This window comes from Pseudoalteromonas arctica, assembly GCF_012927645.1.
GTDB classification, from domain to species: Bacteria; Pseudomonadota; Gammaproteobacteria; order Enterobacterales; family Alteromonadaceae; genus Pseudoalteromonas; species Pseudoalteromonas arctica_A.
In genome coordinates this window covers 58930-75059 of record NZ_JABBMT010000017.1, presented here as the reverse complement: position 1 = coordinate 75059, position 16130 = coordinate 58930, and the positions used below count along the sequence as shown (strand labels likewise).

Here is a 16130-nt window from a genome sequence, read left to right as displayed (position 1 = left end):
ATAAGCTAAAAATTGAATTCTTTACTTTGTACCAATAATTTAATGGGCTGAATTTGTTTAGCCTGTGCCTTTGTACCATTTTACATCGTTGCTGGCGGCTTGTTGCTTTAACCGTTGTTTGCTACCAAAGAATAAAAAGGGACAGGCACATATTTCCTTGAGAAAGATTACGCTATTTTCCCGTTGTAGGTAACCTTACCATTATTTTTTCACTCAGCTTGCTATAGAGTGTAGAGTTGAGTCGCTTGGGAGGGATTTTAGGTTATAAAGATAAGCTAAAAATTGAATTCTTTACTTTGTACCAATAATTTAATGGGCTGAATTTGTTTAGCCTGTGCCTTTGTACCATTTTACATCGTTGCTGGCGGCTTGTTGCTTTAACCGTTGTTTGCTACCAGCAAAATTTGAGTACTGCTGCCTAAATCGCTTTATTGATTCAAGCCATTGTGTTTCTTCTATATTTAAAGTAAGCAGCACTTTTGGCATAGTTTTATTGATATGCCCTTTTTTCTTTGGATCTAGGTGGCGGCCACTCCAGTCGACTAATTCAAAATAATCCAGTAAGGCAAAGGGGATCGTGTGTGTAATGTGATTACCACCAAATGGTTTTAGCTGTGCTGGTTGACTTTCATGCTGAATATTGTCTTTTTGTTTGAGAAGCTTGTTCGCTTTAACCGTGTCTGTAGTAAAAGCTTTGAAATGCGCTATACGTTCTTGAATTGAGGTGAAATCACTGTCTTCAAGCGTATCAGCTATGTTTGCTCTGATAGGGTTCAAATCAACATAAGCCATGCAACTGAGTACTGCGGTTTCATCTAATAATGCTTGTGATTTATAGCGTCCTTCCCAGTATTTTCCTGTGCAGTTATCTTCTTTATTCGCCTCGCGGGCAATGTACTCATTGAGGTTTTTCATATACCAGCTGATGTCATACAATCTTTCTCGCCACTTATCGATGATCTCATTGAAATAGAGCAAACTTGGCTTATCTAACCGCTCACCTTTTAAGTGACGATCGACTAAAACATGGCCGTTATAAAGCTGATACCAACGGTTAATTACTTCATCATCAGACCAATCAAGTGCTTGACGCCTATTGACGTTCACAACAAGGTGGTAGTGATTGCTCATAACTGCATAAGCAGCAATTTCTATGGCAAATACACTACTTAACAACTTTATTCGATCGACTAGCCACTCCCGTCGATGATCAAAGTTTTTACCTGTATATTTATCATCTCCGCACAAAAACGCTCGTCTAACACATCGTGAGATTAAGTGATAATAAGATGTCGATGCTAAATCAATCAGATTTTTTCTTGCGCGAGTCATAAAATATCAACTTTATTTTAACTGTATATAACAACAGTAGTTGATGCTGTGATTTTTGCAAACGATTTTATGCCTGTCCTATTTTGTTTCACTCTATTTTGTTTCACTATTTTGTTTTCTTTTTGTGCCTGTCCTATTTTGTTTCTTTTTTGTGCCTGTCCTATTTTGTTTCTATTTTGTTTCTTCTATTTTGTTTCTTGAAACAACATATTCTTCTTCATTTGCCTCATTATTTGAATCTATGATTCTTTTATAAAACGCCTTTGGTCCATTTTTACCCACTAAAGGTGATGCTATAATTAGCTTCCAATTTTTTTCCTCTGGAAAATAAAGCCACAAAGCAGTCTTTACCTCTGAGTTAGAGTTATCCAATCTTCGAATTAACTCTGCTCCAGATTTTGTCATGTTTTCAGACAAAATTTCTGTTACCAATATGTCTTTAGCCATGCCAATATTCCTGATTCGTTATCTGTAACTGCATTAAATAGATCTACAGCTCTTGTTTGTTCGATAGTACAATCGTACCTTGAAGTTTCTGTCCAATCTTTTGCTACAGCCCAGTTTAAACTAAACTCTTGATCTTCTTTTTCTTTTTGAGTTAATTTTTGCTTTAAACCTGCCGTCCCTAACAACTCAGGCAGTTTGTGTGTATGACTGGCATTTGCCAGTTGCTTATTTGGGAAATCAAACTCTTTTACTTGTTTCGCTATACAAGCTTTGAAAGCGCATTCTAAAGCATACCCTGCCAAGTATAATACGCACCGTGGAAATTATTAGAATCTAGTAGTGCCTTAGATTCAGCAACTCTAATTTCTACTAATTTTTCTAAATCAAATTTATTCATAAAATATACACTTGAAGATGGCAACAAAAACTCGTCACTCCCATAGCGAGAATTTTAGTTGCAATATCGCTGCAACGAATTATAACGGTGTAAATTACAGCGTGCATTTATTGTCACCGCCCTACTGCTATTATTTATGGCTGAAACAATATAGCGGTAGCGCAATCGAGGCTTGCGCTACGCATAGTTAATTATTTTATATCCTGCTCAAATGCACCTACGTCACCGGGAAATACCACGGGGGATTCAATGCCGTCTTTATTAACGGCGGCTACACCAAAGTAATAGTTGTCGATCACTACATTTGTTAATGTCGCTTCGTTTACATCGCCAACATAGCGGCTAAACTGCCATTGTGGTTCACTGGTATAACGCCAGTAAATTCTGTAGCCAACGGTGGTTTTATCGGTGTTCTTTTGCCATTTTAATGTTGTACTTGGTTTTACCGCACCAGATATTTCCACGCCTTTTGGTGGTGCGGGTGCCCACGCCATAGAGGCAAGACTTACAGCATTAAGTGAGGTGAGTTTTGCAGTGTAATCAAAATCTACACCGTCGATCGTGTCACCATAAACAATACCATTTTCTGTACGTAGGTCTTGATGTTGATGATTGTAATTTTCGTTGGTTTCCATCACCCTCACAGCGGCATAGCCCATGTCGTTAAATGGGCGGTGATGCCCACCGCGCCCAAAACGGTCGAGTCTATAAACCAACATGGTATCTAAATTTGGAATATATCGGTCTGCAATGGTATCAATATAACGCGCTAAGTTTCGGCTTGCAGAATCGACCTCGCCACCGGTAAAGCGGCGTTTATGGGCTTGCTCTTTGGTTTCAATAACCCGTGTACCTTCAGAGAAAATACGCGCAGTGGTGTTATCAGTTACACCATTGATGCCAGTGATATTACCAATCATGTCATTATTAAGTACGCCATGCACTTGCCAGTTTTTTTGTTGGGCATATTCAGCGAGTATTTTACCGCCAAATAGTCCCTGCTCTTCTCCAGAGAGTGCTGCATAAACAATTGAGCCATTAAATTTATGTTTAGACAATACCCGCGCTGATTCAATCACACCTGCAACACCTGATGCATTATCATTTGCACCTGGGGAGTCACTGGTAAAATCCATTACATCACTAACGCGCGAGTCAATATCACCCGACATTATCACCATGCGGTTTGGTTCATCACTGCCGCGTTGAATAGCAATGATATTAACCACTTCAACAGAGTTAGGAATACGCTTTTCACCAGAGATGGTATCTTTAACTTCTAAAACCTCTAAACAGCCGCCGCATTGGGCTGATATTTTTTCAAACTCGGCTTTTATCCAACGTCTTGCGGCACCAATACCACGACGGCTTGAGTTAGTCTCTGATAATGTATGACGAGTACCAAAATCAACCAATGTTTGAATGTCATTAGCAATCCGTTTTGCGGATACATCAGCAGCAATTTGATGGAGTTTTTCTTGATCTTGATAATTCAATTGCGTCGCAAAGACAGCGCTAGATACTAATAAAGTGCTACATAACATAGCCGCATTTAAAGATGATAATGAGGTTTTAATTTGCCTAGACATGATTGCTACTCTTTTTATTAGATACACTCACATTACGTGAGTAAATTCATAGTTCAAAGAGTTTTGAGACAAGCATCCATATTATTCGTTTAATAATAATAAAGGGGGATATTTTGAGGGTATGCCCAACAGCACTGTATTGGGCACATTTATTAACGGTATACCGAAGGCAGCGTAAAATATCATTATTAGCCAAAGTAAATTCCAGAGTAAGATAAGCCAACCAACTGACGCACCTAATTCATCAAACCAGTAGTCTATCACTTTTGGATAACTGTACATAAAAACGCTTTAATAAAACGTGATCAATTACCAAGCACTTTAGCAGGATCAACACGCGTTGCCTGCCATGCGGGGTAAATGGTTGCCAGTACCGCGAGCACAAAAGTCACAATTACCGTTATAACAATATCTTGCCACACTAATTTACTCGGTAAAAATTCAATGAAATAGACCCCTTCCAACGGGTTTGAGCCTAACAACTGACTCAGTAGAGTAAAAAGCTCACTGATGTTCAGCGCCACTATCACACCTATAAATGAGCCCAGTACCACGCCAATAAATGCTTGGCTAAGTCCTTGTAAAATAAAGGTCGCTAATATCGTACTGTCTTTAGCGCCCATGGTTTTTAATATCGCTATGTTGGCCTGTTTTTCACGTACTTCCATCACTAATGACGAAACAATATTAAAACTTGCCACCGCAATGATTAAAAACACCACAATATAAACAATGGTTCTGACCATTTGTATATCTTGGTATAAGCTACCTTGGGTTCTAAACCAGCTAGAGATATAAACATAATCATCAATTGTTTGGCCAACCCGTAGCGCAATTTGGTGCGCTTGAAAAACATCGGTTACTGCTAAGCGAAGCCCTGTTACTTGCAGTGGCTCATAACCAAGTACTGATTGCGCCTTACTGAGATGGATGAAGGCAGCAGAACTATCAATAGGGCCACCCATTTCAATAATACCCGCAAGGCTTAAAGTGACCCTTTTAGGTGCTAAAATCTCAGTACTTATCTCGTTAACTTGTGGGATCAATAAGGTAATTAACTCCCCTTGCTTAACACCTAATTGTTTAACAATTTGTTGGCCTAAAATAATTTCGTCTTCGCTTATTTGGCTGACCAACTTGCCATGGGTAAACTGATTAACCGCCGATACGTCACTTTCTAGAGCAGGCTCAACCCCTCGCACTTCAACCGCTTTTAGTTCACTTTTGTATTGCGCCATGCCATTGACACTAATAAAAGGTGCTGCACCGGTTACGCCACGTTGCTCTGACAGCTTTTGGACTTTATCCGGCCAGTTATCAATAGGACGATTAGGCGCAACATATTCAACTTGTGGCACAACGCTTAATAAGCGATGTACTAGTTGTTGTTCAAAGCCATTGATCACCGACAAAGCAACAATTAACACTGCAACGCCGAGTAAAATACCAATGGTTGACGCTTTGGCAATAAAACTAACAAAGCCATTTTTTTCATCGTTGCTGCCGGAGCTTGCTCTAAAACGTTTACTTAAATAGGCACTAAGCAACATGGCTCGCCTCTTTAATTGCCAATTTCCCATCATCAAGATAAGCAATTTTGCCAAGTTTGTTGGCTAATTCTAAATCATGAGTCACTACCACAAAGCTGGTATTCAAACTGCGATTTAGTTCTTTGATCAAATCGTAAATTTTAATCGCATTTTGTTTATCTAAGTTACCTGTTGGCTCATCGGCCAATACTAAATCAGGTTCGCTCACCAATGCCCGCGCAATTGCCACCCGCTGGCGTTCACCACCAGATAACATAGAAGGTTTATGGCTACTACGGTGCGATAACCCTACTTTATCGAGCATTACGAGGGCTTTAGCATTGGCTTTTTTAGCGCTGAGACCTTTGATCAACAACGGCATCGCAACATTTTCTAACGCGTTAAACTCCATTAATAAATGATGGAACTGATAAATAAACCCTAAATGCTCATTACGAAATTTTGCTTGCTCAGCACGTGATAGCTTAGCAACTTGTTGACCTTTAATTTTTGCCACACCGGCACTTTGTGAATCCAAAGTCCCCAAAATGTGCAGTAACGTACTTTTACCAGAACCAGAGCTGCCAACAATAGCCAGCATCTCACCTTGTTGTAAGGTTAAATCAACCCCTTTTAAAACTTCAACGTGATTTTCACCATCTTGATACACTTTGCTTAACTGTTCACATTGGATAACTAAATCATTCATAGCGCAATACCTCTGCTGGGCTAACATTGGCAGCTTTACGCGCCGGATATAAAGTGGCTAAAAAGCTCATGGTAATACTGCCTACGGCGATGAGTGATAAGCTCATTACGTCAAATTTAACTGGTAAGGCAATCCCTGTTAACAGATTTAAGCCAATGCCTGCCAACACTTCATTAATGTAAGCGCTGAGTAATAAACCAAGCGCAGCCCCTATACTGGTGCCAATTAAACCATTGTACAAACCTTGGATCATAAATACTTGCTGCACTTGAGCCGGCGTTAAGCCAAGCGTTTGTAAAATAGCCACTTCACTTTGTTTTTCGCTCACCATCATGGTCAACGCAGAAACAATATTAAATACCGCCACTAACACAATCAGCGCCAGCAGCATCGACATAATGCGTTTTTCCATTGCAACTGCTGCAAACAAAGTGCCTTGTGACTGGCGCCAATCGGTGACGGTATATTGACTTAAAATTGCACTAGCGGAAGCGCTAAAGGCGTCTAGTTGAAAAGGATCGTTCAGTGAGATACTCAAATTTGGAGCACTACTTTGTGGTAACTTTAGTACCCGTTGTAGCGATTCGCCACTAGTAAAAGCAAGTCCCATATCAATTTCAGAACCTGTTTCATAAATGGCAGCAACGGTGAACAAACGTTGGCTTGGTACGCGACCTAAAGGTGTATAGGTTGACGCATTAGGCATGATCACCCGCACTTTATCACCTAAACCAATTCCCAGTTTACGTGTTAAATAACGACTAACCGCAATGTGATAGCGCGATGTCATTACTGTTTGCCAATTACCTTGAATAACTTTATCACTGATTTTATAAAGCGATGCGTTATCGTCGTACAAACCTTGCAATAGCACGCCATGTAAATCGCGATTGGTTTGTAAAATGGCTTCACCATGGCGGTATAAACTCGCTCGTTTAACAAATTTGGAAGTAATAACCGTATCTTGCAGCTGGATCATTTGTGCTTTAGTTTGTCCATCAGACGCAATTTCAACATGAGGAATGAGGCCCAACATATTGGTTTTAAGGTTATTTTCAAAACCATTCATCACTGAGCTGACAGTAAATAATGCCATTAAACCAATGGCGATACCGGCAATGGAGAAAAACGAAATAAAAGAGATAAATGCGTTCCCTTTCGAGGAGCGACTGTATCTCAGCCCGATAAACAGGCTAACAGGTTGAAACATAATTATTTATGGTCACATTTAATGCCAATTCAGCGCTCATACTAGCATAAATAAAGCGCCATTGGGTATGCGCAAAAGTGTAAAAATTCATGACAAATCAACTGCTGTATCAAAATTAAGCCGCTTTATTTAGACTTTAGTTTAGAGATTCAATAAGGTGATCGAGTAATGCTCTTACATTGGTCGCTACAAATTGTCGCGGAGGGTACACTCCCCAGACACCTTCTGGTTTTGGCTGATTATTGGTTAATATTGGCACTAAGTTACCCGCGGCTAAATCACTTTCAATGTAATAATTAGGTAGTTGAATAATTCCTAACCCTTTTTTTGCCGCATCAACTAACGCCCAGCCACTATTACACTGTAACCGCCCAGCAATTTTGATATGTTTATCATGCCCTTGCTCGCACACCCGCCAATAACTGCTGTTGCCGACTAAGCATTGATGGTGCTGTAATTCAGCTAATGTGTGAGGTTCGCCAAAACGGGCTAAATAGGTTTTTGAGCAACAAATCACAAAGTGACGTGCACTTAATCGTCGCGCTTTTAAGCTAGAGTCTTTTAAATGACCAAGGCGAATAGCTAAATCAAAGCCACCCTCAAGTAAATTTTCTTGCTCATTACTCAACGCCATCACTACTTCTACATCGGGGTGCTGCTGCATAAAGGTATGTACCGCGGGCATGACAAATGTTTCACCATACATAACGGGCGCTGTGAGTTTAATTTTACCTTTCGGTGTGTTTTGCTGCTGCGCAAGTAACGCTGTGGCATCATCCATCGCATACTGTAAATGCTTTATTTGATGTAAAAATGCTTCACCTTCTTTGGTCAAGAGCACTTTACGGGTAGTCCGCGTTAATAATTGAGTATTTAAACGCTGCTCTAATTGTGTTATGTGGCGGCTTATATGTGCAACGGATACCTCTAATGCGGTTGCAGCGCGGGTAAAACTGCCCTCTTCACCGACTGCGATAAATTCATCTATGCCTAACCAGCGACTCATTATTACTATACTGTAAAAGTGTTTTATTAAAATGAAGATTAACATTATTTGAGAAACAAATAAAATAGCGCTATTGTTTTTCAAGTCATTTTCATATTTAACCAGCAAGAGAGTTACTATGTCTGAATTTATAAAATCAAAAGCCGCAATTGCTTGGGGGCCAAACCAATCACTATCAGTAGAAGAAGTGGATGTAATGATGCCTAAAAAAGGCGAAGTAATGGTAAAAATCACTGCTACTGGTGTATGCCACACCGATGCATTTACATTATCGGGTGCCGATCCTGAAGGTATTTTCCCCGCCATTTTAGGCCATGAAGGCGCTGGAGTGGTTTACGCTGTAGGCGACGGCGTTACTAGTGTAGAAGTTGGCGATCACGTTATTCCTTTATACACCGCAGAATGTGGTGAATGTAAAATGTGTACTTCAGGTAAAACCAACCTGTGCTCTGCTGTACGCGAAACGCAAGGCAAGGGTTTAATGCCAGATGGCACCACTCGCTTTTTCAAAGACGGACAACCAATTTATCACTACATGGGGACGTCTACCTTTTCTGAATACACAGTACTGCCAGAAATCTCATTAGCAAAAGTAAACAAAGCAGCATCACTTGAAGAAATTTGCTTATTGGGGTGTGGTGTTACAACTGGTATGGGGGCGGTCACAAACACTGCAAAAGTCCAAGTCGGTGATACCGTTGCTATCTTTGGTTTAGGTGGTATTGGTCTATCGGCAATTATCGGCGCGAAAATGGCTGGGGCTAGCCGTATTATTGGTATTGATATTAATACCTCTAAGTTTGATCTTGCAACCAAACTTGGTGCTACCGACTTAGTTAATCCAAAAGATTTCGACAAGCCAATCCAAGCAGTGATTGTCGAGATGACCGATGGCGGTGTTGACTACTCATTTGAATGTATTGGTAACGTTGATGTGATGCGCTCTGCCCTTGAATGTTGTCATAAAGGTTGGGGGGAATCGGTGATCATTGGTGTTGCCGGTGCAGGGCAAGAAATTTCAACTCGCCCGTTTCAACTAGTCACAGGCCGCGTCTGGCGTGGTAGCGCATTTGGTGGTGTTAAAGGTCGTTCACAGCTACCTGAGATTGTTGAACGTTACATGGCTGGCGAATTTGCGTTAAATGACTTTATCACCCACACCATGGGCCTTGAAGACATAAACGACGCGTTTGATTTAATGCATGAAGGCAAAAGTATTCGTACTGTCATTCATTACTAATATAAGGTACACATGCCACGTAGCGTTTTAGCTAGGTGGCATGTAAGCGAGGATCACATGTTAGATAATTTAAGCGCCACGAAAGTCAGCGGTGGCTGGCACAAGCAATACAGCCATACATCTACAAGCACTCATTGCCCAATGCGGTTTGCTATTTTCTTGCCACCCGGTGCCAGCCAAACGAATAAAGTACCGGTGTTGTATTGGTTATCAGGCTTAACCTGTACGGATGAAAATTTTATGCAAAAAGCCGGTGCCTTCAAAATGGCTGCTGAGTTAGGCATTGCCATTGTAGCCCCTGATACTAGTCCTCGTGGCGACACTGTGCCAGACGAAGACAGTTATGACTTTGGTCAAGGCGCAGGTTTTTATGTTAATGCCACGCAAGCACCCTACAACACTCACTACAATATGTATGAGTATGTGGTAAATGAACTACCCGCTTTAATTGATCAACACTTTCCAGTGACCGACAAAAAAGCAATTAGTGGTCACTCTATGGGGGGTCATGGCGCGTTGATGATTGCACTGCGGAATCCACAAAATTACACCAGTACATCTGCGTTCAGCCCAATTGTTAACCCAATTAACTGTCCGTGGGGACAAAAAGCGTTTAGTCACTATTTAGGCAGTGATAAATCGACATGGACACAATATGATACCTGCGAGTTAATGGATCAGGCCAATGCAACTGATCACCTGCCAATGCGTATTGATCAAGGTGAAGCTGATAACTTTTTAGTTGAACAACTAAAAACTGAAAACTTATTTAAGAAAGTGAATGAGCAAGGCTACCCCGCAGAAATTAATATGCATGCAGGTTATGATCATAGTTACTTTTTTATCAGTAGCTTTATTGACGAACACCTATTATTTCATCAATCGTATTTGCAGGCGTAATAGTTTGTTTCTGTGTGAGGTTGTCAACGGTTACTTCCTCACACTCTTTTAGTGTTTTAGTCACTCTTTTACAGATCACTTGCAGCTCTGCTTGCTGCTGCACTAAGCCAACCAAAAACCTATCTACCTCAATACCCACATGAGTAAACGATAAAGCCTGTTGTTCACCAATTAGCACTACTTTTTGTGGTGCAACATGTGCCGGAGAAAGCGCTAAATCCGTATGGTAATTATCACCTGCTTTTGTATAAATAGCGTTGTCGGCAAGCACCCCCGCAACCGTGCATGCGGTGAGTAACTGGCTTGCAAATAACATCAAAATAGTTCGCTTATACATAATTAAAAAACTCCGTTCGGTTGTTTATATATTTCCTAATGCTTACTATAACTAACAAAATAAAAAAAACTGTAAAAAACTGTCATATCATAGTAATAAATTGAACAAACAAAACTAACATAAAAGCAAGTAACGCTAGGCTTACTCTTGTAGCTCAGCCATAAATTCTTTCACAAAACCAATTAGCTGCAAAATAAAAATAAACAAAAAAGGCACTGCACCAATTATTGCAATGCTACGGTTAAGTAATTCATTATTTTGTAATAACAATACCCAACTACTTAAAGCTAAAGTAAAAGACCACACATACAAACTAGAACGATGACTACTTTTTGTCCCTGCTAAATTACGGATCACTAAAATTGCAGAGTCAGCCGAAGTAGCAACAAATATCAGTAATAATAATAAGCTCGACCAAATAAGCACGGCCCCTTGCCAACCTAGCTGCTTAAAAAACACAAATAAACCTTGTGTATAATCAGTTTTAATAGCGGCCATAATGCCGCTACTATGGCCGCTATCCCAAGCAATAGCAGATCCCGAAAAAACACTAAACCAAATTAAAGTAACTAAAGTAGGCACGACCACTACACCAACAATGTATTGCCAAACTGGCCGACCTTGACTTATTTTAGCTAAAAACACACCAACAAATGGCCCCCACGCTAACCACCAAAAATAATAATTATAGGTCCAGCTATTTCCCCATGCAGGCTCGTTTAATTGACTAGCAAACTGCCAAGTTCCAGTTACTAATAAATGGATATAATACTTACTGCCACTGACCGCCACATCTATAATCGGTTGTAGTGGTACCATCATGATGAGCCAAAGAAGTACTCCAAACGCTAAAAAAACATTAAATTGGCTGAGTGTTTGAATGCCCTTTTTTAATCCTAAGCGCGCAGACAAGCTATACAGCAGCGCTAATAACATAATAATAGTCAGACCAACTAACCAAGGCGAGTTAATACCAAGCTCAAGTTCAATCCCTTTGCGTAGTAATAACGTTGAATTTGCAATAGTGCCAACAACACCAAAAAAAATAGCTAAAATGGCCACTAACTGGATCACATATTTACACTTTAGTTGCCCTACACGACTTAAAAATAAAGTTGTTACACTCAAGACAGGAGCACTTATATCTCCCGGTTTGCCACTGTTATGGCTCAAACCACCTAAAACTAAACCAAATACTGCATAGAGAGCCCACGCATGCGCGCCCCAGTTTACTAATGTAATAGCCAATGCAGCACCTTGTCTATCAGGATAAAGACTTTGCTTTAATGGCGGTTGCAATACGTGCATTGCGGGCTCAGCTACGCCCCAAAAAATTAAACCCGATCCCATCCCAGCAGCAAATAACATTGACAACCAACCAAAAGTTGAAAACTCAACGGATGCATGCTCTCCACCTACTTTACGTTGCCCGAGTGGGCTTATGGCCAGCACAATAACGCTTATCAATAAAAAATTAACTAACAGAAAAAACGGTCCCCCCAACACTGATAATGCATTAATGATCAGTGGTTGAATATGCGCGGTGAGCATATCTGGAAATAATAGAGCTGCGCCAACAAATAGCACGCACAAGGTGAGCGCTAGTTTTTCAAGATTAGCGGTAAGTTTAAAAAAATGAGGTCGAATTGCCACACTGATACCTTAAAAATAATCAATGCTAAGAATACGGCGCTTTTAGACTGATATCAAATTAGCATTTATGGCTAGCTAATCTCATGAAAAACGAGATCATTTTCACAAGTTAAACAATTAAAATTATTTAATACAATATGTACGCTGACATTCTGTTGAGGATAAGGTAGGTACAAAAAAACCGACCTAAGTCGGTTTTTAAAGCGTACTACGTTACTTTGCAGCCAACAGCTTCGCTTGCTCTTGTTGGCTTGCCATAAACTCGTTAAAGGTGCCGTGGAAATTAACCACTTCTTTGTCACGAATATCAATAATACGGGTTGCCAATGATGAAACAAACTCACGGTCATGGCTGACAAAAATCAGCGTACCTTCAAAGCCTTTTAATGCATTATTAAGCGCCTCAATAGCTTCGATATCCATGTGGTTTGTCGGCTCATCCATCACCAACACATTTACGTCTTGCATCATTAATTTACCAAACAATAGGCGATTTTTCTCACCACCTGAGCAGTTTTTAGCTTTTTTATTCGCATCATCCGCAGTAAACAATAACCGACCTAACATGCCACGCACCATTAAATCATTGTGCTTGGCTGTTCGCCACTGTGACATCCAATCAAATAAGGTTAAATCGTTATCAAAGTCTTTACTACTATCTTGCGGACAATAGCCAATTGATGCATTTTCTGACCATTTTACTACACCGTGATTAGCTTCAAGTTCGCCCACTAAACAGCGAATAAAAGTTGATTTACCAACACCATTCTCACCAATGATCGCTAATTTAGAACCGGCTTCTAAAATTAATTCGCCACCTGCAAATAATACTTCGCCATCAAAACCATGGCCAAAGTCTTCTAAGATCAATGCTTGGCGGTGCATCTTTTTACCTTCATCAAAATACAATGACGGAGCCATACGGCTTGATGATTTAACTTCATCTAAACTAATTTTATCCATACGCTTTGCACGTGAACTCGCTTGTTTTGCTTTTGATGCATTAGCACCAAAGCGGTTAACGAAATCTTGTAACTCTTCAATTTCAGATTGCTTTTTAGCATTACCAGCAAGTAATTGTTCACGAATAAGTGTTGATGCTTCAATGTATTTTTCGTAGTTACCTGGGTAAATACGCAGTTCACCATAGTCAATATCAGCCATATGAGTACATACTGCATTAAGAAAATAGCGGTCATGAGAAATAATGATCATGGTACATTTACGCTGGTTGAGTTCATGCTCTAACCAGCTAATGGTATGAATATCTAAGTTATTGGTTGGTTCATCCAGTAATAAAATATCTGGATTAGCAAACAAGGCTTGCGCAAGTAATACGCGCAGCTTCCAACCAGGGGCTACTTGTGACATTAGACCAAAATGAAATTCTTCTTCGATACCCGCTTTTAATAAAATATCACCCGCGCGGCTTTCTGCACTGTAACCATCCATTTCAGCAAAAACGCTTTCCAGTTCAGCGACTTTCATACCATCTTCTTCACTCATTTCTGGCAGTGAATAAATACGTTCACGTTCTTGTTTTATTTGCCATAATGCAACGTCACCCATGATCACAGTATCAACCACTGAGTATTGCTCAAAGGCAAATTGATCTTGGCTCAAGTTACCCACTTTTAAGCCAGGCCCGATTGATACGTTACCTGATGTTGGCGCAAGCGAGCCATTGAGAATTTTCATGAAGGTTGACTTACCGCATCCATTGGCACCAATTAAGCCATAACGATTACCGTTACTAAATTTAGCGGAGATATTTTCGAACAAGGGTTCGGCACCAAACTGCATGGTGATATTAGCGGTAGAGATCAAAATGAATTTCCTAAGCAAATACTGACAAGTACACTGTTCGCTGAATAAGGAAAAGTTAATACAGGCAATAAGACGGTATAAAGAGGCCGCGAATTATACAGACAGCTCGACGACTAGTCGAGCTTTGTCGTATTTTACTGATAACTAAAGGGGGGGCCATTCAACCAAGCACCTTGGGTTTCACCATGATTAATTTGTGGGACTCTTCAATGGTAGGTTCAGCCATCAGAACTGATGAATATATAAGAGGAAGCAAAACTATACACTTCAAAATACAACTCCCTTTACATTTAAAACTAAAATCTATTTGCCTTACTTGATCAGACTTAACCTGCTTTCATTAAAAATAGCAAAAAGCGACGGCAGTGCCTTCGCTTTTTATCAAACGTCTCGTTTAAGCAAGCTTGTCTGAAGCAACTTTATAAGTTGGATCTTCTATTACATTCACTTCGACTAAGTCGCGCGCTTTATGTAATAACTGTGTACAGTCTGGGCTTAAATGGCGTAAATGCAACTGCTTACCTGCCTTGGTGTATTTATCAGCTAAAGTATCAATTGCTTCAATAGCGCTGTGATCTGCCACTCGGCTGTATTTAAATTCGATGATAACATCTTTAGGGTCATTTTTAACATCAAACAACTCCGCGAACTTTTTTACTGAGCCAAAAAATAATGGGCCGTGAAGTTCGTAGACTTTAGAACCTTGTTCATCAATATAGTTTGTAGTAAAAATATGTTTAGCATGTTGCCACGCAAATACCAAGGCCGACACAATCACACCCACACATACTGCAATTGCTAAGTCCGTAATCACCGTTACACCCGACACTAATACAATGACAAATGCATCTGATTTTGGTACGCGTTTCATCATTTTGAAACTCGCCCATTCAAAGGTGCCTAATACCACCATAAACATCACGCCAACCAATGCTGCCAGCGGCACCATCTCAATCAAACCTGCGGCAAAAATAATGAATGCTAAGAGCATTAATGCTGCTGTAATACCTGATAAACGCGAACGACCACCCGAGTTAATGTTGATCATTGATTGACCAATCATCGCGCAGCCCCCCATCGCACCAAAGAAACCACAGGTAACGTTTGCAGCGCCTTGACCTATACATTCTTTATTACTGTGACCACGGGTTTCTGTGATTTCATCAATCAAGCTAAGAGTTAATAATGACTCAATTAAACCAATTGCCGCTAAAATAAGTGCATAAGGTAAAATAATTTTCAGTGTTTCAAAGGTAAATGGCACCATTGGAATGTGAAATTGTGGTAAACCACCAGCAATCGTTGCCGCGCTGTCACCGGTCATATCTTTTAAGAAATCAAGTACTGTACGCGCTTCTAAATCAAACTCGAACACAATGGCGGTTACAGTAACAATAGCCACTAATGTTGATGGTACAGCTGTAGTCAACTTAGGCAAAAAGTGAATAATAGCCATCGTTAAGGCAACTAACCCTAGCATGATCATCATCGGCGTGCCGGTCATCCACTGCATGCCACCTTGGCCATCAGACACTTTAAATTGTCCTAGTTGCGCTAAGAAGATAACAATCGCTAAACCATTTACAAACCCGAGCATCACCGGATGCGGAACCATACGAATAAACTTACCGAGCTTAAACACCCCCGCCAGAATCTGCAGTATCCCCATCAATAATACAGTCGCGAAGAGATACTCAACCCCATGATCTAGCACTAAACTTACCATAACAACGGCAAGTGCACCGGTTGCACCGGAGATCATACCTGGGCGGCCGCCAAAAATAGCGGTGATCAAGCCAACAATAAATGCTGCATATAAACCAACCAAAGGCTCAACATTTGCTACAAACGCAAATGCAACAGCTTCAGGAACGAGCGCTAGGGCAACCGTTATACCTGATAAGATATCGTTTTTAGCAGAGCTTGGTGCCTTGCTTAATAAGTTAAACATTAA

The 16130-nt window shown here is 40.4% G+C and carries 14 protein-coding genes; 2 read left to right on the top strand and 12 right to left on the bottom strand.

The window, feature by feature from the left end:
- Nucleotides 1-327: 327 nt before the first annotated feature.
- The 8 genes from HHO47_RS12000 to HHO47_RS11965 form a co-directional block, all read right to left on the bottom strand.
- Nucleotides 328-1332 (bottom strand): alpha-amylase family glycosyl hydrolase, encoded by a 1005-nt coding sequence (locus tag HHO47_RS12000; RefSeq protein WP_211183705.1) that lies wholly within the window; start codon nucleotides 1330-1332, stop codon nucleotides 328-330.
- Nucleotides 1333-1503: 171 nt separating this feature from the next.
- The gene (locus HHO47_RS11995) at nucleotides 1504-1779 is read right to left on the bottom strand and encodes a hypothetical protein (RefSeq protein ID WP_169020497.1); all 276 of its coding nucleotides are present in this window, start codon (nucleotides 1777-1779) and stop codon (nucleotides 1504-1506) included.
- Nucleotides 1758-2081, bottom strand: a complete 324-nt coding sequence (locus HHO47_RS11990) for a hypothetical protein (protein ID WP_211183704.1) — start codon at nucleotides 2079-2081, stop codon at nucleotides 1758-1760. The genes HHO47_RS11995 and HHO47_RS11990 overlap by 22 nt, the downstream gene beginning before the upstream one ends.
- A 286-nt stretch (nucleotides 2082-2367) precedes the next feature.
- On the bottom strand, nucleotides 2368-3765 hold the full coding sequence (locus tag HHO47_RS11985) for a M28 family peptidase (protein WP_169020496.1): 1398 nt from the start codon (nucleotides 3763-3765) through the stop codon (nucleotides 2368-2370).
- 305 nt (nucleotides 3766-4070) lie between these two features.
- On the bottom strand, nucleotides 4071-5315 hold the full coding sequence (locus HHO47_RS11980; protein ID WP_169020495.1) for a lipoprotein-releasing ABC transporter permease subunit: 1245 nt from the start codon (nucleotides 5313-5315) through the stop codon (nucleotides 4071-4073).
- Nucleotides 5305-6003, bottom strand: a complete 699-nt coding sequence (gene lolD, locus HHO47_RS11975) for a lipoprotein-releasing ABC transporter ATP-binding protein LolD (RefSeq protein WP_169020494.1) — start codon at nucleotides 6001-6003, stop codon at nucleotides 5305-5307. Before lolD ends, HHO47_RS11980 begins: the two co-directional genes overlap by 11 nt.
- Nucleotides 5996-7213, bottom strand: a complete 1218-nt coding sequence (locus tag HHO47_RS11970) for a lipoprotein-releasing ABC transporter permease subunit (RefSeq protein WP_169020493.1) — start codon at nucleotides 7211-7213, stop codon at nucleotides 5996-5998. Before HHO47_RS11970 ends, lolD begins: the two co-directional genes overlap by 8 nt.
- Nucleotides 7214-7349: 136 nt before the next feature.
- Nucleotides 7350-8219: a LysR family transcriptional regulator gene (locus HHO47_RS11965; RefSeq protein ID WP_211183703.1), complete on the bottom strand. Its 870-nt coding sequence runs from the start codon at nucleotides 8217-8219 to the stop codon at nucleotides 7350-7352.
- Between the two features lie 118 nt (nucleotides 8220-8337).
- Between HHO47_RS11965 and HHO47_RS11960 the strand changes: the two genes are divergently transcribed.
- Both HHO47_RS11960 and fghA read left to right on the top strand, forming a co-directional pair.
- Nucleotides 8338-9459, top strand: a complete 1122-nt coding sequence (locus HHO47_RS11960) for an S-(hydroxymethyl)glutathione dehydrogenase/class III alcohol dehydrogenase (RefSeq protein ID WP_169020492.1) — start codon at nucleotides 8338-8340, stop codon at nucleotides 9457-9459.
- A gap of 57 nt (nucleotides 9460-9516) precedes the next feature.
- Nucleotides 9517-10359 carry an S-formylglutathione hydrolase gene (fghA, locus tag HHO47_RS11955; protein ID WP_169020491.1) on the top strand — a complete coding sequence of 281 codons (843 nt, stop codon included), beginning with the start codon at nucleotides 9517-9519 and terminating at the stop codon, nucleotides 10357-10359.
- On the opposite strand, the gene HHO47_RS11950 is transcribed toward fghA, so the two are convergent.
- The 4 genes from HHO47_RS11950 to HHO47_RS11935 form a co-directional block, all read right to left on the bottom strand.
- Nucleotides 10313-10696 carry a hypothetical protein gene (locus HHO47_RS11950; RefSeq protein WP_169020490.1) on the bottom strand — a complete coding sequence of 128 codons (384 nt, stop codon included), beginning with the start codon at nucleotides 10694-10696 and terminating at the stop codon, nucleotides 10313-10315. The two genes, fghA and HHO47_RS11950, sit on opposite strands and share 47 nt — an antisense overlap.
- A gap of 141 nt (nucleotides 10697-10837) precedes the next feature.
- Entirely contained in the window at nucleotides 10838-12349 is a 1512-nt protein-coding gene (locus tag HHO47_RS11945) for a BCCT family transporter (protein ID WP_348981653.1), read from the bottom strand.
- Nucleotides 12350-12562: 213 nt separating this feature from the next.
- Nucleotides 12563-14176: an ABC-F family ATPase gene (locus HHO47_RS11940; protein WP_169020489.1), complete on the bottom strand. Its 1614-nt coding sequence runs from the start codon at nucleotides 14174-14176 to the stop codon at nucleotides 12563-12565.
- A gap of 394 nt (nucleotides 14177-14570) precedes the next feature.
- The gene (locus HHO47_RS11935; protein WP_169020488.1) at nucleotides 14571-16127 is read right to left on the bottom strand and encodes a SulP family inorganic anion transporter; all 1557 of its coding nucleotides are present in this window, start codon (nucleotides 16125-16127) and stop codon (nucleotides 14571-14573) included.
- Between the last annotated feature and the right edge of the window lie 3 nt (nucleotides 16128-16130).